General features: G+C 43.0%; 24 protein-coding genes. 5 read left to right on the forward strand and 19 right to left on the reverse strand.

Going from position 1 to position 22513, the window contains the following annotated elements:
* Positions 1 to 11 precede the first annotated feature (11 nt).
* Positions 12 to 2261, reverse strand: a complete 2250-nt coding sequence (gene mrfA, locus NSQ83_RS11230; RefSeq protein WP_003230697.1) for an ATP-dependent helicase MrfA — start codon at positions 2259 to 2261, stop codon at positions 12 to 14.
* 102 nt (positions 2262 to 2363) lie between these two features.
* Entirely contained in the window at positions 2364 to 2870 is a 507-nt protein-coding gene (locus NSQ83_RS11235) for a PTS glucose transporter subunit IIA (RefSeq protein WP_015483368.1), read from the reverse strand.
* Positions 2871 to 3007: 137 nt separating this feature from the next.
* Here NSQ83_RS11235 and NSQ83_RS11240 point away from each other — a divergent pair, with 137 nt between their 5' ends.
* Positions 3008 to 3427 carry an Hsp20/alpha crystallin family protein gene (locus tag NSQ83_RS11240; RefSeq protein ID WP_015714150.1) on the forward strand — a complete coding sequence of 140 codons (420 nt, stop codon included), beginning with the start codon at positions 3008 to 3010 and terminating at the stop codon, positions 3425 to 3427.
* Between the two features lie 20 nt (positions 3428 to 3447).
* On the opposite strand, the gene NSQ83_RS11245 is transcribed toward NSQ83_RS11240, so the two are convergent.
* Positions 3448 to 3825, reverse strand: coding sequence for a YppG family protein (locus NSQ83_RS11245; protein ID WP_014477159.1), 378 nt, complete (start codon positions 3823 to 3825; stop codon positions 3448 to 3450).
* Between the two features lie 187 nt (positions 3826 to 4012).
* On the opposite strand from NSQ83_RS11245, the gene NSQ83_RS11250 reads away from it, so the two are divergent.
* Positions 4013 to 4201, forward strand: a complete 189-nt coding sequence (locus NSQ83_RS11250) for a YppF family protein (RefSeq protein WP_003230690.1) — start codon at positions 4013 to 4015, stop codon at positions 4199 to 4201.
* A gap of 38 nt (positions 4202 to 4239) precedes the next feature.
* Here NSQ83_RS11250 and NSQ83_RS11255 read toward each other — a convergent pair whose 3' ends face one another.
* Positions 4240 to 4611, reverse strand: a complete 372-nt coding sequence (locus NSQ83_RS11255) for a YppE family protein (protein ID WP_015714151.1) — start codon at positions 4609 to 4611, stop codon at positions 4240 to 4242.
* A 45-nt stretch (positions 4612 to 4656) separates the two neighbouring features.
* Positions 4657 to 4902 (reverse strand): YppD family protein, encoded by a 246-nt coding sequence (locus tag NSQ83_RS11260; protein WP_015251831.1) that lies wholly within the window; start codon positions 4900 to 4902, stop codon positions 4657 to 4659.
* Between the two features lie 198 nt (positions 4903 to 5100).
* Between NSQ83_RS11260 and sspM the strand changes: the two genes are divergently transcribed.
* Positions 5101 to 5205, forward strand: a complete 105-nt coding sequence (sspM, locus tag NSQ83_RS11265) for an acid-soluble spore protein SspM (protein ID WP_003225606.1) — start codon at positions 5101 to 5103, stop codon at positions 5203 to 5205.
* A gap of 24 nt (positions 5206 to 5229) precedes the next feature.
* Here sspM and NSQ83_RS11270 read toward each other — a convergent pair whose 3' ends face one another.
* A complete protein-coding gene (locus NSQ83_RS11270; protein WP_198878669.1) occupies positions 5230 to 6192 on the reverse strand; it encodes a DUF2515 domain-containing protein in 963 nt (320 codons plus the stop codon).
* A gap of 40 nt (positions 6193 to 6232) precedes the next feature.
* Between NSQ83_RS11270 and recU the strand changes: the two genes are divergently transcribed.
* A complete protein-coding gene (gene recU, locus NSQ83_RS11275; RefSeq protein ID WP_088467249.1) occupies positions 6233 to 6853 on the forward strand; it encodes a Holliday junction resolvase RecU in 621 nt (206 codons plus the stop codon).
* Positions 6854 to 6874: 21 nt separating this feature from the next.
* Positions 6875 to 9625, forward strand: coding sequence for a PBP1A family penicillin-binding protein (locus tag NSQ83_RS11280; protein WP_198878668.1), 2751 nt, complete (start codon positions 6875 to 6877; stop codon positions 9623 to 9625).
* Positions 9626 to 9700: 75 nt separating this feature from the next.
* On the opposite strand, the gene NSQ83_RS11285 is transcribed toward NSQ83_RS11280, so the two are convergent.
* The 13 genes from NSQ83_RS11285 to NSQ83_RS11345 form a co-directional block, all read right to left on the reverse strand.
* On the reverse strand, positions 9701 to 10195 hold the full coding sequence (locus tag NSQ83_RS11285; protein ID WP_029726783.1) for a YpoC family protein: 495 nt from the start codon (positions 10193 to 10195) through the stop codon (positions 9701 to 9703).
* Positions 10192 to 10851 (reverse strand): endonuclease III, encoded by a 660-nt coding sequence (gene nth, locus NSQ83_RS11290; protein WP_009967580.1) that lies wholly within the window; start codon positions 10849 to 10851, stop codon positions 10192 to 10194. Before nth ends, NSQ83_RS11285 begins: the two co-directional genes overlap by 4 nt.
* Before the next feature lie 18 nt (positions 10852 to 10869).
* Positions 10870 to 11568 carry a DNA replication protein DnaD gene (dnaD, locus tag NSQ83_RS11295; protein WP_198878667.1) on the reverse strand — a complete coding sequence of 233 codons (699 nt, stop codon included), beginning with the start codon at positions 11566 to 11568 and terminating at the stop codon, positions 10870 to 10872.
* Between the two features lie 92 nt (positions 11569 to 11660).
* Positions 11661 to 12953 carry an asparagine--tRNA ligase gene (gene asnS / locus NSQ83_RS11300; RefSeq protein ID WP_004398777.1) on the reverse strand — a complete coding sequence of 431 codons (1293 nt, stop codon included), beginning with the start codon at positions 12951 to 12953 and terminating at the stop codon, positions 11661 to 11663.
* Positions 12954 to 13096: 143 nt separating this feature from the next.
* Positions 13097 to 14278 carry an aspartate transaminase AspB gene (gene aspB / locus NSQ83_RS11305; protein WP_029317995.1) on the reverse strand — a complete coding sequence of 394 codons (1182 nt, stop codon included), beginning with the start codon at positions 14276 to 14278 and terminating at the stop codon, positions 13097 to 13099.
* A 22-nt stretch (positions 14279 to 14300) separates the two neighbouring features.
* Positions 14301 to 14786, reverse strand: coding sequence for a cell wall elongation/penicillin-binding protein regulator TseB (gene tseB, locus NSQ83_RS11310; protein WP_014477164.1), 486 nt, complete (start codon positions 14784 to 14786; stop codon positions 14301 to 14303).
* 8 nt (positions 14787 to 14794) lie between these two features.
* Positions 14795 to 14965: a YpmA family protein gene (locus tag NSQ83_RS11315; RefSeq protein ID WP_015251828.1), complete on the reverse strand. Its 171-nt coding sequence runs from the start codon at positions 14963 to 14965 to the stop codon at positions 14795 to 14797.
* A 142-nt stretch (positions 14966 to 15107) separates the two neighbouring features.
* Entirely contained in the window at positions 15108 to 17903 is a 2796-nt protein-coding gene (gene dinG / locus NSQ83_RS11320) for an ATP-dependent DNA helicase DinG (RefSeq protein WP_015251827.1), read from the reverse strand.
* Positions 17904 to 18028: 125 nt separating this feature from the next.
* A complete protein-coding gene (gene panD, locus NSQ83_RS11325) occupies positions 18029 to 18412 on the reverse strand; it encodes an aspartate 1-decarboxylase (RefSeq protein ID WP_003225586.1) in 384 nt (127 codons plus the stop codon).
* Between the two features lies 1 nt (position 18413).
* Positions 18414 to 19274, reverse strand: a complete 861-nt coding sequence (panC, locus tag NSQ83_RS11330; protein ID WP_174222975.1) for a pantoate--beta-alanine ligase — start codon at positions 19272 to 19274, stop codon at positions 18414 to 18416.
* Between the two features lies 1 nt (position 19275).
* Complete coding sequence (panB, locus tag NSQ83_RS11335) at positions 19276 to 20109, reverse strand: 3-methyl-2-oxobutanoate hydroxymethyltransferase (protein ID WP_003230652.1); 834 nt, start codon at positions 20107 to 20109, stop codon at positions 19276 to 19278.
* A 245-nt stretch (positions 20110 to 20354) separates the two neighbouring features.
* Positions 20355 to 21332: a bifunctional biotin--[acetyl-CoA-carboxylase] synthetase/biotin operon repressor gene (locus tag NSQ83_RS11340; protein WP_003230650.1), complete on the reverse strand. Its 978-nt coding sequence runs from the start codon at positions 21330 to 21332 to the stop codon at positions 20355 to 20357.
* Positions 21317 to 22510 (reverse strand): CCA tRNA nucleotidyltransferase, encoded by a 1194-nt coding sequence (locus NSQ83_RS11345; protein ID WP_046663449.1) that lies wholly within the window; start codon positions 22508 to 22510, stop codon positions 21317 to 21319. Before NSQ83_RS11345 ends, NSQ83_RS11340 begins: the two co-directional genes overlap by 16 nt.
* Positions 22511 to 22513: the final 3 nt, after the last annotated feature.

The following is a 22513-nucleotide window of genomic DNA, read 5'->3' on the forward strand; positions in this document are numbered from 1 at the left end:
GGCCTCCCTCCTTACGACATTTGATCCAACAGCTGCAAAATTCTTTCCTTTGCTTTTATCCCTTCTATTTCCGTACCTATACAAGACGGACAGCCGTCATGACAAGGACAATGTGTAATCAGTTGTTTCGCCGCTTCATTAATGTCTGAAAAACGTTTAAAGACTTCCTCCGCCAAACCGATACCGCCCGGATAATGATCATATAAAAATATGGTTGGCAATCCGGTATGGGCTGCTTTAATTTGAGAAACAACATGAACATCATTTCGATCACACATGATATACACAGGGACAATATGCTGCAGCACATTCGAGATGCCAAGAAGCAGCTGTTCCAGTGTCTTTTCCCCGATGTCTTCATCCGCTGTTTTGATTTCGAGCCAAGCTGCACTTGTATGCAGTTCTTCTTCCGGCAAATGAATAGGTCCAGACCCAATATTTTCAAAAGTGGTCATTTTTATTTTTTTAAAAATGGTCGGCAGGGCATTGACAGTGACGTCTCCGTAGTGCAATGACGTACGGCTTTTTTCTTTCGTTTTATCGATTTCTAATACCTTCAGCTGAACTGCCAGGTTTGCATCCGTATAATATTCGACATCGACTTTTCTGACATACGCCTTTTTATGGTCCCAATCGAGCTTCTCAACTTGATACTGAACGCCTTCATGCAAATAAATCGCTTCATCATGCAAAAGCGTCATCGCACTAAAACGGTCCATTTCACCGATAATCCTTACATTTGCAATATCCGACTGATCAACTATAACGACATTTTCCTGGGAGGCGGAACGCAAACTGATGTTTGAAGCAGGGAACGACTCACTTGCCCAATGGTACCGTTCGCCGTTGCGGTGAAGAACAGCCTCTTCCTCAAGATACTCAAGAATATCACTGACTTCCATGGGTCCAAATTCTTCATCAGCTCTAAAAGGAAGCTCATAAGCCGCACACTTTAAGTGGTCTACTAAAATAATCAAATTCTCCGGATTGATTCTTGCAGATTCAGGCGAACGATTAAAGAAATATTCAGGATGCCGCACAATATATTGGTCAATCGGTGTTGAATTGGCTACCATGATAATCAAAGATTCACCGTGTCTTCTGCCGGCTCGTCCCGCCTGCTGCCAAGCACTTGCAACACTTCCGGGATACCCCGTCATTACACACACTTGCAGCTGGCCGATATCAACACCAAGCTCTAAGGCATTCGTACTGACCACTCCTAAAATGTCGCCTTCTCTCAGGCCTTTTTCGATTTCTCTTCGCTCTTTCGGCAGATAGCCTCCCCGATAGCCTCTGATTGATTTTGTTCCAATCTCTTTTTTCACAAGCTCCTGAATATGGCTTAAAATAATTTCCACCCGAACTCTGCTTCTGGCAAAAACAATGGTCTGCACTTTGTTTTTAAGGAACTCTTTCGCCAGTTCATTCACTTCTGCGGTTGCGCTCCTTCTAATATTGAGCGGTTTATTCACAATTGGCGGATTGTAAAACACAAAATGCTTGCGTCCGCTCGGTGCGCCGTTGTCATCGACCAGCCGCATCGGTTTGCCTGTCAGCTGCTCTCCCAATTCCTTTGGGTTGGCAATTGTTGCGGAAGTACAAATAAAAACCGGATCACTTCCATAAAACCGGCAGATCCGCTTTAGCCGCCGGATCACATTTGCTACATGGCTGCCGAACACACCTCGATACGTATGAAGCTCATCGATGACGATATACTTAAGGTTTTCAAACAAACTGACCCATTTCGTATGATGCGGTAAAATGGCAGAATGCAGCATATCGGGGTTTGTAATGACAATATGACCTGCTTTTCTCACCTTTTGTCTGATTGCCGGAGACGTATCCCCGTCATATGTAAAGCTTTTAATATCAATGCCCATTTCATCAATAATTTCATTTAACTCGCTCTTTTGGTCTTGTGCCAGCGCTTTAGTCGGAAATAAATATAACGCCCGGTTTGTTTCATCTTGGGCGATGGACTGCAGGACTGGGAGGTTGTAGCATAACGTTTTTCCTGATGCTGTTGGCGTTACGGTAACGATGCTCTCTCCTTTTTGCACATATTGAAAAGCGGAATATTGGTGAGTATATAGTTCATCAATGCCCCTTTTCGAAAGGGCCGCTTTAATTCTCTCGTCTATACTTTCGGGCATAGGCCTTGTTTTTGCTTCCCGAGGCTCAATTTCATGCCAATTCACAACGTTTTCATTTCCTTTTAAATCAGAAATGAGTTCAGTCAGTGATTTCTTTTTCATTCTTTACACCTCTTTGTCAAGTACAGTTTACCGAATATTTGTTTGCATGGCTAGGTGCAAATTTTATACAGTTGAATAAAAAAAGCAAGGCATACGCCCTGCTTATTTCGCTTTTATTGTAAGGAGCTTTGATTCGCCTTTACGAGCAGCCTTTTCGCCTGCCGGCACAATTGATCCTACAGCCTCACCATTCATTATAACGATTGGGATGACTGTGCTGCTCGCTTTTTCTTTTATTAATTCCAAATCACATGTAATCAGCGGGTCACCGACCTTCACTTTATCCCCTTCTTTAATGTGGGCAGTAAATCCTTCTCCGTTCATATTGACTGTCTCCAGCCCGACATGAATTAACAGCTCAATTCCCGAGCGAGTCCGAATGCCAACGGCGTGTTTGGTGTGGAAAATCTGAATGACTTCACCTTCAGCGGGAGAAACGATTTCACCGCTAGAAGGTTCCACCGCTATTCCTTCTCCCATCATTTTCTGTGAAAAAACAGGGTCCGGCACATCTGACAGGTCCATTACTGTACCGTCTGCCGGAGAATAAATAACCTCTTCTGTCACCTTTTCCTGAGTTTTGCCCATTCCGAATAATTTTTTCAGCAATGTATTTTCTCCCTTCTCATTCACTTCAACCGTTATCCCTTCATTCACCACTATTTAACCACACTTTCAATTTTGCTTCAATTTATAACAACATCTGGCATAGACGCATAATCTGGTTAAAAAAGGCGGTGGCGAAATTGGAATTCTATGATGACAAAAAGAACGAACTGCAAAAGAAAGAAGAAATCATAACGGAGGCAATCGACACTCTTTTTCAATCCTCAGCGTTCGGCAACCTTATAAACGGATTTCAGAACCTGATCAACTCGAGTTTAAAGGATGTGCAGACGACCATACATGTCAGAGAAAAAGATACTGGGCTGTATATCGATATTACCATTCCGGCGACGTTTCGAGATGGCGAGATCGTCGTTGATGTTAAATCGAGGTATCTCCATGTAACACTCCAAGAAAAACAGAAACACCAAAATGAGGCTACCTTTACAAGCATGACAAGAACGGTTCAGCTGCCTTATGAAGTTCGCCAAGAAGATATGGAAACGTCTTGGAACGAGCAGACAATGACACTTTTCTTTCCAAAAAATAAGCATGAATGAACGATTCATTCATGCTTTTATCATTTAAAAAAGCTGGTAAATCCCTTTATTAAAGATCCGACCTGATTCATTGCACTCATTACTTGACCTGTCGTATCCATCATTTTATTAAAATCAAATTGCCCATTGGCTTTTTTGAACTGCGACATAATGCTTTGAAATTGCGAAGGCTGCTGTTGATTAGGCCTTGGGATAGGATAAGGGTTAGAAAATACAGGCGGCTGCATAGGCATAGGCTGGATCGGAGCATAGGGCTGATAATAATCCTGCTGTCCATAATGCTGCTGAGGCAGTTGTTGCTCTAAATAACCGGGTGCAGCCTGCTGATAATATCCTTGCATTTGCTGAGGATAATAATAGCCCATTTGCCGAGGATAGCTTCGAGAGCTCCTGTTCATTGCGATTCCCCCCTAAACACAACATATTTCTCTTCTATATATGTATGAATGACTTCTATTGTTTGTGTCACAAGTGATGATTAGCATTTGTCAAATTGTGTCGAAAGTTTAAATTTTTTAAAAACAGAAAAAAGTCGAATCATTATGGTACCATATTTTCAATACAGATGAGAGGGGATGCACCATAATGAACGTATCATACTTAAGCAAACGTTTTGCAGAAATGAAGAAATATGAAACAGACTGTATGAATAAACTGATGGACTTTGCCAAGTTCCTCTATATTCAAGGACATCTCAGCATAACTGAGTTTCGTAACAGTATGAAGGTTCTCGAAGCAAATGGAGCAGAAAGCCCGGCATATGAGATGAATTAACGTCCGGCCCCCTATAAAAACGAAAAGAAGACAGCCTTTTACCGGCTGTCTTCTCTTGCAATTTCATCCTTTACTGCGTGCAATGTATAAAGGACTGACTCAGTGATGTCCTTGAATCGTTTTTTATGAATATGATGAACATATGATTGAAGGACCAATTCCAGGAAATTATCTTTTACGGTCTCAATTTGCTCTTTATGCACATATTTTGGCCGGTGGGCTTTTATCAATTCAAGAGCACCCTCTGCCCAGCGGGCCGCCAGTTCATCATTCTCTTCAACTGCAGGCTTTATCGTCTCAAAAAAATCATAAGAATGATTACTGTTTTTTCCTTCCTGATACCGATCAGCGCCTTTTTCAGCAACTTCAATCATTTGCTCGGTCATTTCCAGCAATGTTTGTGATAGCAATACCTTTCACCTCAATACCTATCGTACCAAATTTCACTCACAAATTCAGCCGATGCGGTATACCTTCTCAAACGCATACCTGTGTTCAGGCGATTGATACAGCTCATTTATACAAATATGAAGATCTATGATTTCTTCTTCAAGCATACTTAGGCGATCGTTTTCCGTTTCCCGCATCTCAGCCTCTAATGCATTTACAGAATGATTCAGGCTTTGCTCAGCTCGCGTTAATTCATCTTCTATATCAGAAAGCATACGGAGAATATCTGTCTTGCATACATAACCGGACATTCGTGTACCTCCCTTTCCTTGTCTCTCCCGGTTAAAATTCTTTGCTCTCCAGGCTCTTTCCTTCCTCATGACAAAACTAGAAGCAAATCGCCAAACAAACAGGTATTCCACGAAAAGCTGAAGTTTTCGACAAAAACACCCGCAAAAATTGTATGATCCTCCTCCTTAATGCAAACGATACTTGTGAGGAGGTGCCGTATGAAAACAAGACCGAAAAAAGCCGGCCAGCAAAAAAAGACTGAATCAAAGGCAATCGATTCTTTAGATAAAAAATTAGGCGGCCCGAACCGCCCTTCTACGTAAGAAGCAAGGAATTTCCTTGCTTCTTTATTTTTTTAGCCACTGCTCCACCGCAAAAAGCGCATGAAGCTGGCGCTTTTTATGTAAATACCAGTCTGTCAATTCAATCTGCTTCGGCAATTCCTCGCGCCTAAAGAACGTTTTCTTTATCTTTCCATGAAACCAATCTGTTTTCGTTCCGTCTAATGAGTGGATTAACTCAGGGTAGCATGTCCTTAGCATAGGAGATGTTCTTTTTGTAATCCCGATCATCTTTTCCATATCAAAACGGGAACCTGTGTGCGGCACTGTGTGCAAAAAGTGATAAAAAGAGGAGAACAATTCTGGCTTGAACAGCAATTGAGACAGCTGCTTTCCCAGCCTTATCCTTTCCTCCGCCTTTGAAAAGCGTTTCACTGAAATGCCGTAAAGAAACCCATTTGAGGAAGGAAAAATAACGGTGTTAAAATGAAACCAGTCACTTAAATAAAAAGGAATCGTGTCAAAAACATTCTTTTTAAACGAAGGATTTTGTATAATAGGTGTTTGGATAGTGTTTTGTTCATTTATAATGAGGGCATACATTAGCCGCTCCGTATTTCGCTCATGCCAAAAACGGGTCCATTCTTCCGACATAAATTGCGAGACGCCAAACACATGCAGCAGATGAAACAGCGGTTTCCCAACTCTTTTTGACCAGTGGTATAGTAGAAGCTGCGGATAGGCATCCGAAAAAATAAGCCAGTTCGCTCTTTCATAGGCTAAAAAGAACCATTCTTGCTGTCTCTCACGGAGTCCAAGCTGAAACAGACTGCCTTTTAAGTCAGTCATTGACCAGCCGGCATTACGAGAAACGAAAGAAGCCAAAAGCGACCATTTGATTTCCGGATGACGGTCGTAAAATGCTTTATAAGCATTTGTTCTTGAAATGTTATCCGCGTTTTTTATTTTTGTCTGCCGCTCAATCCGGCTCAGAAGCTTTCTGATGATCTGTTGTTCTTGCACGTTCATTCACTTCCGTCATGATTAGTTTAATAAGGAGGATGAGAAAGTGATTCGGTATCCTAACGGAAAAACATTTCAGCCGAAACATTCGGTTTCATCCCAAAACAGTCAGAAAAGGGCCCCGTCTTACAGTAATCGCGGAATGACCCTCGAAGATGACTTAAACGAAACGAATAAGTATTATCTGACAAACCAAATTGCCGTTATACACAAAAAGCCGACACCTGTTCAAATTGTAAATGTCCATTATCCAAAAAGAAGTGCCGCAGTGATTAAAGAAGCTTACTTTAAACAATCATCGACAACAGACTACAATGGGATTTACAAAGGGCGGTATATTGATTTTGAGGCGAAAGAAACGAAAAACAAGACCTCTTTCCCCCTGCAGAATTTTCATGACCATCAAATCGAGCATATGAAGCAGGTAAAGGCTCAAGACGGTATTTGTTTTGTTATTATATCCGCTTTCGACCAGGTTTATTTTTTGGAAGCCGATAAGCTGTTTTATTTCTGGGACAGAAAAGAAAAAAACGGCAGAAAATCAATTCGAAAAGATGAGTTGGAAGAAACAGCTTATCCGATTTCTCTTGGATACGCACCCAGAATTGATTATATTAATATTATTGAACAGCTTTATTTTTCGCCATCATCTGGTGCGAAAGGTTGATTAACGAAAGGTTGAGATGTTATGTCAGATCAATTTAACAGCCGTGAAGCTCGACGAAAAGCGAACAGCAAGTCGAGTCCTTCACCGAAAAAAGGCAAGAAACGAAAAAAGGGCGGATTGTTTAAAAAGACCCTTTTCACTTTACTCATTCTGTTTGTTTTAGGCGTAGTTGGCGGTGCTGTTACATTTGCCGTCATGGTTTCTGATGCGCCGTCCCTTGATGAAAGCAAATTGAAGACGCCTTATTCATCAACGATTTATGATAAAAATGGAAAAGAGATCGCCGAAGTCGGCGCCGAAAAACGGACCTACGTCTCGATAGATGAAATTCCCGATGTTGTAAAAGAAGCCTTTATCGCGACAGAAGACGCTCGTTTTTATGAGCACCACGGGATTGACCCTGTCCGTATCGGCGGTGCATTAGTTGCCAACTTTAAAGACGGCTTCGGGGCTGAAGGCGGAAGTACGATCACCCAGCAGGTCGTCAAAAACTCCCTTCTTTCACATCAGAAGACGTTGAAACGGAAGGTGCAGGAAGTATGGCTTTCGATTCAGCTGGAGCGCAATTACTCTAAAGATGAAATTTTAGAAATGTATTTAAACCGGATTTATTTTTCTCCTAGAGCATACGGAATCGGAAAAGCGGCGGAAGAATTTTTCGGCGTTACAGATTTAAGCAAATTGACTGTCGAACAGGCTGCGACGCTTGCAGGAATGCCGCAAAGCCCGACAGCGTACAATCCGGTCAAAAACCCGGATAAAGCGGAAAAACGACGGAACATCGTACTCAGTCTGATGAAAAAACAAGGATTTATTTCTGATTCTCAATATAACAAAGCGAAAAAAGTGGCAGTGAAAGACGAAGGCGTCGTGTCACAGAAGGAATATGAAAAAGCAAGTACAAACAAATACAGCGCATTTGTTGAAGAGGTTATGAAGGAAATTGATGAAAAATCTGATGTCGATCCATCTGCTGACGGATTAAAGATCTATACGACATTAGATACAAAAGCACAAGATAAACTAGATGAATTAATGGATGGAGACACCGTCGGATTTACTGAAGGCATGCAGGGCGGTGTGACGCTTCTCGATACAAAAACCGGAGAAGTGCGGGCGATTGGCGCCGGAAGAGATTCAACGGTTGGTGGCTATAATTACGCGACCCAAGCCCAGCGACAGCCTGGGTCTACCATTAAACCTATTCTCGACTACGGTCCAGTGATTGAAAATAAAAAATGGTCAACTTACGAGCAAATTGATGACTCAGCTTACACGTATTCAGATGGAACACCTATTCGAGACTTTGACCGTTCCTATAAAGGGGTCATGTCTATGCGTGAAGCCCTCGCCCAATCACGTAACATCCCGGCTCTAAAAGCATTCCAAGCAGTCGGAAAAGATGCCGCGGTAGACTTCGCCAATGGACTTGGGCTGGGATTAGATAAAGATACTGTATATGAATCCTACTCTATTGGAGGATTCGGAAAAGGGAATGTCGGTGTCTCTTCACTGACAATGGCAGGAGCATACAGCGCCTTCGGAAATAACGGAACATATAACGAACCGCATTTTGTGAAATCAATAGAATTTAATGACGGCACGAAGCTTGACTTAACACCGAAATCAAAATCAGCAATGAGCGATTATACAGCCTTCATGATTACAGATATGCTGAAAACAGCTGTTAAGACAGGTACTGGACAGCTCGCCCAAGTTCCGGGAGTGGAAGTTGCAGGTAAAACAGGTACAACAAACTTTGATGAAGCGGATATGCAAAAATACAATATCGCACAAGGCGGTGTACCAGATTCATGGTTTGTAGGATATACACCTCAATATACCGCTGCTGTTTGGACAGGTGTAGATTCTCAAAATAAGATAGGAAAAAAATCTTTAAATAAAACAGAGCAACAGATTGCAAAGCGCATCTTCGCCCAGCTCATCGCCGATGTCGATGACGGAAGCGGATCATTTGAGAAGCCTGACAGCGTAGTGGAAGCCACCGTAGAAAAAGGTTCTAATCCGGCAAAACTGGCAGGGCCAAATACGCCAAGCGATAAGAAGCTCACAGAGTACTTTGTTAAAGGCACAGCTCCTTCTACTGTTTCTAAAACATATGAGAAAGAAGAAAAAGAGGAAACAGCTAAACTGTCTGGTTTAAACGTGAAATACGATAAAGACAATCAATCTTTAACGTTAAGCTGGAATTATGACGGAGATGCGACCTTTGCTGTAAAGCAATCTGTTGACGGCGGCAGCTACTCGGAAATTCAAAACAGCTCTGCAAAAGAGGCAGTTATTTCGGGTGTGCAGCCAGGATCTGTATACAAATTCGAAGTAACAGCTGTCAGTGATGATGGCAAAAGTACAGCTTCCACATCCTATGAGGTGCCAAAAGCTGAAGACGATGAAGATAAAAAAGACCAGCAACAAACGGATGATGAAAAACAAGATGATGAGAAGACTCAGGATGATACACAAAATGATGATTCTCAAAAAGATGACGGTCAGACGGATCAAGATCAGACAGATGATTCAACAAACGATCAAGACAAAAAACAAGACAATACGAACACCAATCCGTCCGACAACAATAACCAAGACCAATCAAACGATAACGATAACGACAACAGTAACAACCAGGATACGTCGGATGGTGATTCGAACTCTGGTAAGAATGATTCAACAGGTTCTGACACGAATAAAAATAAAACAGACACATCTAATAAAACACAAACAAACTCATCATCCATTGAAAAAACAAATTAAACAAAAAAGCCGTCACCTTTGGGGTGATGGCTTTTTTGGTACACAATAAAAAACCTCCCGTTTTAACAGGAGGTTTTATCGATTCATCGCATGATATTTGTAAAAATGCTTTTTCATTTCGGTAAACAGCTCATCAAGCTGAATAAAGCAATGGTATTGGGTCGGCTTAAGAAGAATAAATTCCACTCGTTCAGCCCAATTAATCGGCTTTGCGGGATATGATTTCTCCCTCAGTTCTTGCCAATCGAGCGATTTCACCGGCTCACCTGCTGTCCAATGTAACGAAGCCAGCAAACACACAATGCCCTTTAACATTTCGTTTTGGTCACATCTCGATTTTCGTGTTTGAAAGACTGGGAGAAGTGATGCTTTGATGTCATCCCACACTTCAAATAAAAGCGGAACGTATTTCCCGCTGTCCTCCCATGGCAAATCGCCTTGTAATTCCGTGCAGAAATCAAAATACACGGGATTGGTCTGCAAGGTTTTCTTCATATCCGAGGAACTCTTCTGGCCAAGACTGCGCAAGTATTGCTCATAGGAAGCCAACACTTCTTTTGCTTGCGTCATCGTTTCACCAGTCCTTTTTTATCCCTCTTCTGCCCTTCTCTGCACAAAGAAAGCAGCGGACACTCCGCACAGCGCGGAGATTGGGCTTTACAGTGATATCTGCCGAAGAAAATAAGCCGGTGATGCGTAACGGACCAGTCTTCTTTGGGAACCTTGCGCATCAGCGTCTTTTCAACTTCCAGAACCGAGTCCTTCCACCGGCAAATGCCCAATCGTTTGCTGACTCTCTCCACATGGGTATCTACGGCAATGGCCGGCACGCCAAACGCAACGGATACCACTACGTTTGCAGTCTTTCTCCCGACCCCTGGCAGTTTGACAAGCTCATCGCGGTCTCTCGGCACTTCTCCGCCGTAATCTTCAATAATCATTTTACTCAGCTTTTGAATATTTTTCGCTTTATTACGATATAAACCGATTGATTTAATATCCTGCTGAAGCTCTTCCAGCGGAACAGCCAAATAGTCTTCCGGCCGTTTATATTTTTGGAATAATGTTTTGGTCACTCTGTTTACAAGTGCATCTGTACATTGCGCAGATAAAGCAACAGCCACCACTAATTCAAAAGGATTGGAATGAACCAGTTCACACTCCGCATGAGGAAACATGTCACCTATCTTGTCTAAACAGAATTCAATTTGTTTTAGATTTAACACGATTGTCACCTTTTCACTTTATTGTTCAAGCCAATTGTAAAAAGGAACCTGCCTTTTATACTCTTTTTGCGGTTCATTTTGCTTTGCTTGTACACGCCGGAATTTTTGGCTGTGTATTTTCGCCTGCTCCACAGTTTTAAGCCCGTTTTTCTTCCATTCAAACAAAATCCGGTCAATGTAGCGGAAACTGAGTTTTCCTGATAGTACAGCCTCTTTTAACGCGTGTTTGATCAGTTGTGCGTCATGCTGATCCTGGTCCTGCCAGATCGCCAGCGTTTCACACTCCAAAGGCGATAACGGCCTTGCGAACTCTTCCTCAAAAATGGTATAAAGGCTTTTTTGTTCCCCTTCTGCTTTTCTTTCCTTTGTTTGATTCTGTGCAAGCTGAATATACTCGTACAGTTTCCCCCATAAAGGCTGAAGAGAATATTTCTCAAATTTGATGCCGTTTTGATCCTCGCATTCTTCAATAAACAGAAAGCCTTTTTGAATAAACATCCGCAATCTGTTTGTGCATTCTTCAACAGAAATTGACATACCTTCCTGCAGCTGATTCGGTGTAGGAAAATATGATCCTTTTTCTAAATGCATTTTAATTTTTAACAGCAGAATAAGTTCAGTTTCATTAAGCCCAAGCTGTTTATAATGCGTGAGCAGAAAATTGGGGATGGTTGATGTTCCCTGCTCCTGCATATCAATAAATTGCTGTTTTTTCATCGTCACACCTCTTACTGTAAAGGATTGTGATTGCCCCTTTACTGTAAAAAGTCTCCCTTGCAGGAGACTCTTTTTTGTTTCATTTGAATGTATTACGGATACAGACGGTTTAACAGTCTTGGGAACGGGATCGTTTCACGAACGTGAGGCGCTCCGCTGATCCAAGCTACTGTCCGCTCTAATCCAAGGCCGAAGCCGGAATGAGGAACTGATCCATATTTTCTAAGTTCAGCATACCATTTATATGCGTCAGAATCCAGTCCATGTTCTTTTAGACGCGATTCCAAAAGTTCCATATCGTGAATCCGTTCAGACCCGCCGATGATTTCTCCATAGCCTTCCGGCGCAATCAAGTCAGCGCAAAGCACAACGTCCTCACGGTCAGAAGCCGGCTGCATATAGAACGGTTTTAAGGACGTCGGATAGCGAGTGATGAATACCGGTTTGTCATAATGTTCAGCAATCGCTGTTTCATGAGGCGCTCCGAAATCATCTCCCCACTCGATATCGTCAAAGCCTTTTTCTTTCAGAAATTCAATCGCTTCATCATACGTAATTCTTGGGAACGGAGCTTTGATTTGCTCAAGTTTTGACGTGTCTCTTCCCAATGTGTTTAGTTCAATTTTACAATTCTTAAGAACTGATTGTACGATGAAAGAAACGTAATTTTCCTGTACTTGAAGGTTTTCTTCAAATTCTACAAACGCCATTTCCGGTTCGATCATCCAGAATTCGATTAAGTGACGCTTTGTTTTAGACTTTTCCGCTCTGAATGTCGGTCCGAAAGAGAATACTTTTCCTAAAGCCATTGCCGCAGCTTCCATGTAGAGCTGGCCGCTTTGAGACAGATACGCATCTTCATCAAAGTACTTTGTCGCAAAGAGTTCTGTTGTACCTTCAGGTGCGCTTCCAGTCAAAATCGGCGGATCCACTTTTACGAAGCCTTCGTTATTAAAGAATTCGTAAGTCGCGCGAATGATTTCATTACGGATTTTCATGATCGCATGCTGGCGCTTTGAACGCAGCCATAAATGTCTGTGATCCATCAAAAATTCCGTTCCGTGTTCTTTTGGTGTAATTGGATAATCGGTCGCTTCGTGAATGACTTCAATATCTGTCACAGCAAGTTCATATCCAAGCGGAGAACGCTCGTCCTCTTTGACAATCCCTTTTATATAGAGCGACGTTTCCTGCGTCACTGATTTAGCTGTTTGGAAAATGCTTTCTTCCACTTCCGCTTTTACTACGACACCCTGAATAAAACCGGTACCGTCCCGAAGCTGTAAAAACGCAATTTTCCCGCTTGAACGCTTATTAGCGACCCAAGCTCCGATCGTTACTTCCTCACCTACGTGCTTGTACACTTGGTTGATTGTTGTTTTCAACATATTTCCCTCCAAAACAAGAAAGACATTCGGAAGCTCATTGCCCCGCGAACTCTTTTATCATCACTTTATTATACCCGCTCTTAACTAACCGGGTCAATGCAGATAAAAAGCGGCTTTTCTGTCAGCCGCTTTTTGATCTGTTAGCTATGTTTTTCTACAAAACGCTTGATTCTTTCAATGGCTTTTTCAAGAAGATCTAACGATGTTGCATAAGAAAGACGGACATTCTCAGGAGAGCCAAATCCGGATCCTGGAACAATCGCAACTTTTTCCTCCTCGAGAAGCGCTTTAACAAATTCATCTACATCTTTGAAACCGCAAGATTGAGCTGCCTCTTTTGCATTTGGGAACAAGTAAAAAGCACCTTCCGGCTTCACACAGCTGAACCCTGGGATTTCTATGAGCTTTGCATAGATCGTATTTAATCTATGTTCAAATGCTTCTCTCATTTCTTCCAATGGCTCAGAAGGCCCGTTATAAGCAGCAATCGCTCCGTATTGTGCGATTGATGTCGGGTTTGACGTGCTGTGGCTTGCAAGGTTCGTCATCGCTTTAATAATGTCTTCAGAGCCTGCCGCATAACCGATTCTCCAGCCTGTCATGCTGTGGGACTTCGATACGCCGTTTATAATGACCGTTTGCTCTTTCAGTCTGTCTGACAGCTGTGCAATGGAAACATGTTTCTTTCCGCCGTATGTAAGTTTTTCATAAATTTCATCTGACACAATCAAGATATCATGTTCAAGGCACACTTCACCGAGCGCAGATAGTTCTTCTTCCGTATACATGACACCAGTCGGGTTGCTTGGAGAGTTAATAACGATTGCTTTTGTTTTTTCCGTAATTGCATTTTTCAGCTGCTCAGGCGAAATTTTGAAGTGATTTTCCTCAAGCCCTTCTACATAAACAGGCTTTCCGCCAGCGAGTTTCACCTGCTCCGGATAGCTTACCCAGTAAGGCGTTGGAATAATAACTTCATCTTCTTCATCCAAAATCACTTGGAAAAGGGTATACAGAGCATGTTTGGCACCAGTGCAGACAATAATTTGAGACGGTTTGTATTCAATATTCTGGTCGCGTTTAAATTTCTCTGCAATGCTGTTTTTCAGTTCAGCCAAACCACCGGAAGGCGTGTATTTCGTATGGCCCTCGTTCATCGAACGCACAGCGGCATCAATAATATGCTGCGGTGTATTGAAGTCAGGTTCGCCTGCTCCTAAGCCGATGACATCATGGCCTGCGGCTTTCAGTTCTTTCGCTTTCGCTGTGATTGCCAGTGTGGTTGATGGTGTTAATGCGGATACTCTTCTTGCCAGTTTCAACTTGAACTCCCCCTAATTCGTCTTAAGGCGTGATATTTTTGAGAATCTTTCCAGTTGTAAAGTCCACATAACTTAAACTGTATTGCCCTTCTTTGTCTAAGTACGTCACTTCCCAAAGCAGGACGTTTCCTTCTCTTGCCAGATGAACCTCTTTTTGCTTTGAAACCAGCCCTTCATCCTTTATGATTTTCGCCGCTTTGTCTTCAGAGATTCCCTCTTTCGCTTCTTTTGAGAGAATTTTTGCTTTTTTATCAGCAGGAACCCAGACATATAATGCAGTGCCTTTTTTATCCGTTCCCTTTACAACATAATATTTTTCTTTTCCGACAAATGTTTCGACTTGATCAACATTGGCGAGATCGGTTTCTTTTTTAGCTTCAGCAGCTGCTGCTTCGTGCCCCTCTTCCTTTTGTGCCATGGCTGATTTATAAATGCTTGCCGAGACAAGAAGTACTGCTAAAAAAATAATACCAAAAATGACGGTAAATATTAATGCTTTTTTTCTCATCTTCTCACCTACGTACGATAAATGGTAAAAACGGCTTGGTTTTTGTTTTCTTCATCCAGTGCAAGGCCGAACATCAGATTTTCTCTTTTCAGTGTACGATTCAATGTGTCCACAATTTTATACAGATCATCAGAATGCTCTACATTAATTGTTGAAAGAATTTCGATTTTACTTTCCATTTTTTCATCCTCCAGTTTGAACAAATATTGTTAGTCATACTCCATTTCAGGACACGCCATACTAGTATCACAGAGCGGGAAATCCGCTTTTAAATAAAACACCATCCTACTCCCACACCGCAAAAGCCGCTTTATGCGGCTTTTATTCTTTTTCCCCTGCAACATAAGCTTCAAGCTCGCTGTCAGTCATTTCGGATACTGAGGTTGTCGGCAAGGCATCAAGAAACAGCCGGCCGTAACCAGCGGTTTTAATCCGTCTGTCCAATATAATGATCGTTCCCTTGTCTCCCGCAGAACGCAGCAAGCGCCCGATTCCTTGCCTGAAGGTCAGCACAGCTTCCGGTAATGACACTGTTTGAAACGGATTCTTTCCTTTTTTACGGGCAAGCTCACATTTTGCAGCATGAAGCGGGTGATCAGGGGACCGAAATGGGAGCCTCACGATCATTACTGTCGTCAGCTCATCACCAGGGAAATCAACGCCTTCCCAAAAATGATTTGTTCCGAGCAGGATCGCCTGATTGGATGTTTTAAAAGTCTTCATCAGCTTGCCGGGACTTCCGCCTGTAATCCCTTGTGCCAAGAGCTGAATGCCGGAAGCACTCATGTTATGCTTAAGCTCCTGGTGAACCTTTTTCAGCATATCATGGGATGTAAACAGCACAAGAATTTTTGGCTGTTTTTCCTTTGCCATCAGTTCGATATAACGGGCTGTATCCTGTATAAATTCAGGTTGCCCTGTATCCTGAATTGATTTCATTTCCTTTGGAATCATCACCTGCATACGCTCATCGTAAGAAAAGGGTGACTCAATTCTCATTGTCCGCGGGAAAAAGTCACTCAGTCCCAGTCGTTCAATCATAAATTGAAAAGAACCTTCGACTGTAAGGGTTGCAGATGTCAGCACCACACTATTTTTGCGCGCGAAAAACTGATCAGCCAGAAGTTCACCAGGTTCAAGAGGCTGTGCGTAAATGGCCACTGCATTTTTCGCACCCTTTGCATCTATTTCAATCCAAACCGCTTCATCGTCATCAGACCCAAAGAAGAGCTTCTGCAACGTCTGACAGTAATGCTGCAAGCCTTTCATGCTTCTTTGGTATTCATCGGCTAAAAAGACGGTTTTGCTCTTCATACCCTTCAAATGTTTTTCCATCAGGGATGACTGTGCCTCAAAAAGCTGCTGCAAATGTGTCAGCATGGAACAAAGCCTCTCCGCACCATCCGTTAAGATCGACCAGCTTTTATCCTGGCTTTCTTTGTTCACCTTAAACACTAGACGGTTTAAGTCTTCTTTAGGTTTTCTTCGTTTGACAAAAGAATGTACAGAGCTGAAGAAAGCATCACTTTCTGCTTGAACGTGCTGAAGCCACTCTTCCAATTCGAAAAATGAATCAACCGGCAGGCTGTTTCGCTGGAATAGCTGTCTCATCTTTTTTAGAAGTCCCTGCTCCTTCAGAGTGCCGATTCTGCTCAATTTCGTATGCAATTCTATGTACGTGGCTCTTTTCCCTAAATGTTCGCTTGCCGCACGTTCAAAATGGTGTGCTTCATCAATAATAAATGTGCCGCTTTCGGGAAGCCTTTTTTTCTGGCTGCCTTCATCGGTCAGCAAAAGGGAATGATTGGTGATCACCAAATCGGAGCGCATAGCAATCTGTTTGGCCCGCTCGTAAAAACCGATCACATGCTCACTGCGACTTCTTTTATAGGAGTCATCGTCATAAGCCAATCTGTCCCACAGCAATTTTCCGCCTGAAGGCAAATTCAGTTCCGCTACATCTCCTGTATTTGTCTCTGTCAGCCAAACGAGAAGCTGTGCCTTTGTCAGTACGGCATCATAATTATCATCTTCTTCATGAAGCACCTGCTCAAATTTATACAGGCATAAATAATGCGATTGCCCTTTTAAAATCGCCGCTGTTACCGGAAATGGAAACAGATCTTGGACAATCGGCAAATCCTTTGTGAGAATCTGCTGCTGTAAAAGCGTCGAATACGTGCTGATTATGACCGGCTTTTTTGATTTCTTGGCAAAAAGCGCAGCCGGAATCAGATAGCCAATCGTTTTTCCGATGCCTGGAGGAGCTTCAATCAGCGCATGCTCACGATTGGCAAACGCATCAGCCACCTCTCTCATCATCATCATTTGGCCGTCTCTTTTTTCATACCCAGGCATTAACTCTGACAGCGCTTTTTCATTTCCCGCTTCCCAGCTTTCGATCTCAAATGAGAAGTTCTCGTCCTCATTTATACGAACATCGATAGCTTCAGGTTCTCTGACAGAAAACGAAGAAAAGCGCGTATAGCCCGGTATCTCGGTATGTCTGTTTTCATTAATGAACATATCCAACAAATGCGTCAGATCACTGATGAAATGCTGCGAAAGCCTTCTTAACTGCTTTAAAGTCGGATAAGGAAGCTGCCGCAGCTTTTCAAGGATTTCCAAAAAAATAAGCCCTGTCACTTCAGCATCGCTGTCAGCCCGGTGCGGCTGATCATGCCGTAGCTGAAGCTCCTCGCTTAATTCCGTCAGCTTATACCCTTCAAATCCCGGAAAAACAATGCGTGAGAGCTCGACAGTATCAAGCACTTCACAATCTGGGAGCTGAAAGCCCGCCTTATGCAGCTCATACTTGACAAATCCAAGGTCAAAATGGATATTGTGGGCGACAAAATAAGCACCGTCAAGCAATTGGAATACTTCTTCAGCAACTGCTTCAAATGGCTGTTCATTTTCTACCATTTGATTAGAGATTCCAGTAAGCTGCTCAATAAAAGCAGGGATTGATTTATTTGGATTAATGTATTTTGAAAACCGCTCAGTAATTTGTCCATTTTCGATTACAACCGCTGCGATTTGTATGATTTTATCGCCTTTCTTCGGCGAATTCCCTGTTGTCTCTACATCTATAACAACGAACCGTTGCTTATTCATTAAAATGGACACCTCAATTCTTGCATACGACAAAAGTGTAACACGTTTTGTACGGAAATGGAGCGGCAAAACCGTTTTACTCTCAAAATCTTAAAAGAAAACCCCCGATAAAGGGGGCTTTTCTTCTACAAAATTGTACGGGCTGGTTCGTTTCCCAGCATTTGTTCAATTTTGTTTTGATCATTCAGAACAGCCACTTTCGGCTCGTGGCTTGCCGCTTCTTGATCAGACATCATTTTGTAGGAAATAATAATGACCTTATCTCCTTCCTGCACAAGGCGTGCGGCTGCACCGTTTAAGCATATGACGCCGCTTCCCCGTTTACCAGGAATAATATACGTTTCAAGACGTGCTCCATTATTATTATTCACAATTTGTACTTTTTCATTAGGAAGCATTCCCACAGCATCAATGAGATCTTCATCAATTGTAATGCTTCCCACATAGTTCAGGTTTGCTTCCGTAACAGTTGCCCTGTGAAGCTTGCCGCTCATCATTGTTCGATACATATTATATTCTCTCCATTTCTCGAATATCAATAATGATATTATCTATTAAACGCGCTTTTGAAAAAGCAACTGCAACAGCGAGAATCATCTTTCCAGCAATTTCATTCACAGGCTCGAGTTCCGGATAGGAATAAAGCTCCACATAGTCTATGGTTCCGCTAGTCGTTTCAATGATTTCTTTTGCAGCTTTTATCACCGCTTCAGGATCTCTTTCACCGGCTTGGATCAGCTCCGCACTTGTTTGAAGGGCCCGATACAGCTTAGGCGCTTCTTTTCTTTCCTCAGCTGTTAAGTATACATTGCGAGAGCTTTTGGCTAAGCCGTCTTCCTCTCTGACCGTATCGACAGGAACCAATTCAATATCCATGAAGAAGTCACTGATTAACCCATCAACAACAGCTACCTGCTGCGCATCCTTTAAACCGAAATAGGCACGAGTCGGCTTGACTAGGTTGAAAAGCTTCGTCAGTACGATCGCGACCCCGTCAAAATGTCCTTCTCTTGAGCGTCCGCATAACACGTCTGTGCGTCTTTCTACATGGATCGTGACATTCTTTTCACCGGGATACATATCCTTAGCATCTGGCGTAAAAAGAATATCGACTCCAGCTTTTTCTGCAAGAGCTGCATCCCGCTCAATATCGCGCGGATATGCTTCAAAATCTTCATTAGGGCCGAATTGTGCAGGATTCACAAAAATACTCATAATAACGGCGTCGTTTTCTTGTCTTGCTTTGTCTGCTAAGGTTAAATGCCCCTCATGCAGAAACCCCATCGTCGGAACAAACCCGATTGACTTGCCCTCTGAATGGTATTGTTTTATGGCTTCTTTCAGCTGTGAAATATCAGTAATCTGTCTCATCTTATTTTCCCCCGTACAAGCCGTCAAGCACTGTCTGGTTCATTTGAAAGGAATGCTTTTGTTCAGGGAAAGCACGATGTCTTACATCCTGAACATATCCGCTGATTGCTGTTTCGATGGTTTCATCAATGCGCGTATATTGCTTTACAAATTTAGGTGTTCTCTCAACACCGTGGCCGATAATATCATGATAAACGAGAACTTGTCCGTCTGCTTTCACACCAGCCCCGATTCCAATGACCGGTATGCTTAGCGTCTCGGCAATTTTGGCTGTGAGTTCTGCCGGCACACATTCCAGCACAAGCATCATAGCTCCTGCTTCTTCGCATTTTATACTGTCTTCTATTAATTTTTTGGCGCTTTGTTCGTCTTTGCCCTGTACTTTATAGCCGCCCAGTACGCCGACTGACTGCGGTGTCAAACCTAAGTGACTGACTACTGGAATGCCTCCAAGCGTTAATGCGCGAATGGATTCAAACACGCCTTCTCCACCCTCAAGCTTCAGTGCGTCAGCTCCGCTTTCCTGAACGATAGCCGCTGCATTTTTCAGCGTATCTTCCTTAGACAGGTGATAAGACATAAACGGCATATCTGTCACAATAAAGGTATTCGGCGCCCCCCTTTTAACGGCTTTTGTATGATGGATCATGTCCGCAACTGTCACACCGACAGTTGAATCAAGGCCGAGGACGACCATCCCGAGTGAATCACCGACTAAAATCATGTCAACTCCCGCTTGTTCAGCAAGTTTAGCTGCCGGATAATCATAAGCGGTCAGCATGACAATCGGTTCTTCAGACTCCTTCATTTTTAGAAAATCCAGTTTTGTTTTCATGTTTTCTCCTCCTTATGTTTAGAGGAGATGATCTGCCGTTTTCTTCTGCAAGCCAAAAAACCTTCCGTTACAACGAGAAGGATTCTTCACTTTCTAAAGTTCGGCGAGTTTCATCCCTCTGTCCCAGTCCTTTTTTGGATCAAGGCAGACTGCTGCAATGTCTATCTATTTTAATAATAGGTGCAGTTCGCAGGCGATACTGCCCAATGGAAGTATACCAAAATCAACGGGCTTGTACCAACACATTAGCCCAATTCGATATCGGCAGAATAGATTTTTTTAATGCCTTCGTTCGTTTCTAAAAGCAGAACGCCTTCATCATCTATACCTAACGCCTTACCGTAAAAGGTTCCGTTTAACGTTCTGGCTCTCATATTAGTGCCAATACCGAGCGCATAGCTTTCCCATAAAAGCTTAATCGGCGTAAATCCGTGCGTCATATAATCCCGGTACCGTTTCTCAAAGCATAGTAAAATATGCTGGATGACGCCGGCCCGATCAATTTTTTCCCCAGCAGCTTGGCTGAGGCTTGTCGCGATGTCCTTCAATTCATCTGGAAAATCATTAGGCTGCTGGTTAACGTTAATGCCGATCCCAATGATCACTGAACGTACGCGGTCTTCTTCAGCCTGCATTTCCGTTAGGATGCCGACTGTTTTTTTTCCGTTAATCAAAATATCATTTGGCCATTTAATATCCGTTTGGATGCCTGCTGCCTCTTCTATTCCCTGCACAACAGCTACTGCAGCAAGCAGAGTCAGCTGCGGTGTTTTTTGGAGCGGAATGTCAGGCCGCAAAATCAGGCTCATCCAAACGCCGTTTCCTTCTTGAGAATGCCATACCCTAGACATTCGGCCCCTTCCGGCAGTTTGTTTGTCAGCCACCACGAGGGTGCCTTCCGGTGCGTTATTATTCGCGAGCTCATGAGCCGTTTTTTGCGTGCTTGAAAGAACGTCATGGTAAATAAGATGCTGGCCCATCACTTCCGTTTTTAATCCAAAACGAATTTCGCTTTCACTGAGTTTTCCGGGCTTTTTGATGAGCCGATATCCTTTTCTTCTAACGGCTTCTACTTCATAACCCTCTTTCCGAAGCTCTTCAATATGCTTCCACACAGCAGTTCTTGAACAGCCGAGAGCATCACTGATTTTTTGGCCGGAAATAAATTCATTGCCGGCCTGAGAAAATAATTCAATAAGGTCTTTTCTTAATGTTGACCGCATGTCTTCAGCCACTCCTCTATGTGTTTCTTTTGATTGGAGAGCTTCCCTGTCACAACAGCCTGCTCGATCCGCTGTAATTCTTCTGACACCCATTTTCCGGCCGGCCGGTTTCGAAGCGCAAGCAAGTCCTTACCCGTGATATCAAGATCCTTAAGGCTTTTGATCGGCAGGTTTTGATAAGCGTACTGAATGTCCTTCAGTTTCTTTTCATCCAGTTTTTCGTTTTGCCGAAGCTGCGATATTTTGGCCGCTGAGAGCAGTGCTTTTTCCCCAGCTCTGTACATTGTCATTACGTCAAGGCTCTGGCCAAACGTATCGGCAATGTGAATGGCTTCCTTGATCACTTTTCCCGGGAGCTTCCAGGCTTTCAGGAAAAGGGGCGCATCTTTCAAGACTATGTCAAGGTTAATTAAAAGAGCAGCCCAAAGTTCCTCACGGGATGTTAAAGAGAAGAATGGAAACTCACTCGTTGAAATCAGGTTTTCTCGTTTATGATAAAAACCAGGAAGCTCTTCATACAATCTCGTTTGAATGAGTGTTTGAAGCGCCTGGCGAGAAGCTCTTCCCTGCAGCAATTTCTCGAACTCTATAGTTTTTCGTTCGACCGAAACATGGGAGAGGAGTGATTTTTCTTTCGCAATGGCTTCTTCTGTTTCCGGTGAAAGCGTAAAGCCAAGCTGGCTCATAAAGCGTACGGCTCTCAGCATACGAAGCGCATCCTCTTGAAATCTATCCTCAGGCTTTCCAACGGTTCGAATCACTTTCTGATCAATATCTTTCTTGCCGCCAAAATAATCAAGCACCTTCCCATCCGCTGTCATGGCCATCGCATTGATCGTTAAATCTCTGCGTTTTAGATCCTCTTCTAATGATGAGATAAATTGTACTTCTGACGGTCTTCTGAAATCAACATAATCAGATTCAGTCCGGAATGTCGTGACTTCATAGGTTTCATCCTCCCAGAGCACAATAATGGTCCCGTGCTCTTTGCCTACATCAACAGTCCGCTGAAACAGCCGTTCTACTTGATCAGGTGCCGCATCTGTCGCGATATCGACATCTCCGATCGTTCGTTTCATATAGCTGTCACGAACTGCGCCCCCGACAAAATAAGCCTGATGGCCTGCTTCGATTAAGATGCGGAGCACGGGAAGTGCTTTGATAAAAACTTTTTCCATGTG

The sequence above is a fragment of the Bacillus sp. PS217 genome, from assembly GCF_037963535.1.
GTDB classification, from domain to species: Bacteria; Bacillota; Bacilli; order Bacillales; family Bacillaceae; genus Bacillus; species Bacillus subtilis.

Bases quoted from the DNA above. Each gene is read 5' to 3' on its own strand.
- mrfA (WP_003230697.1), bottom strand. From the start codon at position 2,261: ATGAAAAAGAAATCACTGACTGAACTCATTTCTGATTTAAAAGGAAAT.
- NSQ83_RS11245 (WP_014477159.1), bottom strand. From the start codon at position 3,825: ATGAACAGGAGCTCTCGAAGCTATCCTCGGCAAATGGGCTATTATTAT.
- NSQ83_RS11250 (WP_003230690.1), top strand. From the start codon at position 4,013: ATGAACGTATCATACTTAAGCAAACGTTTTGCAGAAATGAAGAAATAT.
- NSQ83_RS11260 (WP_015251831.1), bottom strand. From the start codon at position 4,902: ATGTCCGGTTATGTATGCAAGACAGATATTCTCCGTATGCTTTCTGAT.
- sspM (WP_003225606.1), top strand. From the start codon at position 5,101: ATGAAAACAAGACCGAAAAAAGCCGGCCAGCAAAAAAAGACTGAATCA.
- NSQ83_RS11270 (WP_198878669.1), bottom strand. From the start codon at position 6,192: ATGAACGTGCAAGAACAACAGATCATCAGAAAGCTTCTGAGCCGGATT.
- NSQ83_RS11280 (WP_198878668.1), top strand. From the start codon at position 6,875: ATGTCAGATCAATTTAACAGCCGTGAAGCTCGACGAAAAGCGAACAGC.
- NSQ83_RS11285 (WP_029726783.1), bottom strand. From the start codon at position 10,195: ATGACGCAAGCAAAAGAAGTGTTGGCTTCCTATGAGCAATACTTGCGC.
- dnaD (WP_198878667.1), bottom strand. From the start codon at position 11,568: ATGAAAAAACAGCAATTTATTGATATGCAGGAGCAGGGAACATCAACC.
- tseB (WP_014477164.1), bottom strand. From the start codon at position 14,786: ATGAGAAAAAAAGCATTAATATTTACCGTCATTTTTGGTATTATTTTT.
- NSQ83_RS11315 (WP_015251828.1), bottom strand. From the start codon at position 14,965: ATGGAAAGTAAAATCGAAATTCTTTCAACAATTAATGTAGAGCATTCT.
- dinG (WP_015251827.1), bottom strand. From the start codon at position 17,903: ATGAATAAGCAACGGTTCGTTGTTATAGATGTAGAGACAACAGGGAAT.
- panD (WP_003225586.1), bottom strand. From the start codon at position 18,412: ATGTATCGAACAATGATGAGCGGCAAGCTTCACAGGGCAACTGTTACG.
- panC (WP_174222975.1), bottom strand. From the start codon at position 19,274: ATGAGACAGATTACTGATATTTCACAGCTGAAAGAAGCCATAAAACAA.
- panB (WP_003230652.1), bottom strand. From the start codon at position 20,109: ATGAAAACAAAACTGGATTTTCTAAAAATGAAGGAGTCTGAAGAACCG.
- NSQ83_RS11340 (WP_003230650.1), bottom strand. From the start codon at position 21,332: ATGCGGTCAACATTAAGAAAAGACCTTATTGAATTATTTTCTCAGGCC.
- NSQ83_RS11345 (WP_046663449.1), bottom strand. From the start codon at position 22,510: ATGGAAAAAGTTTTTATCAAAGCACTTCCCGTGCTCCGCATCTTAATC.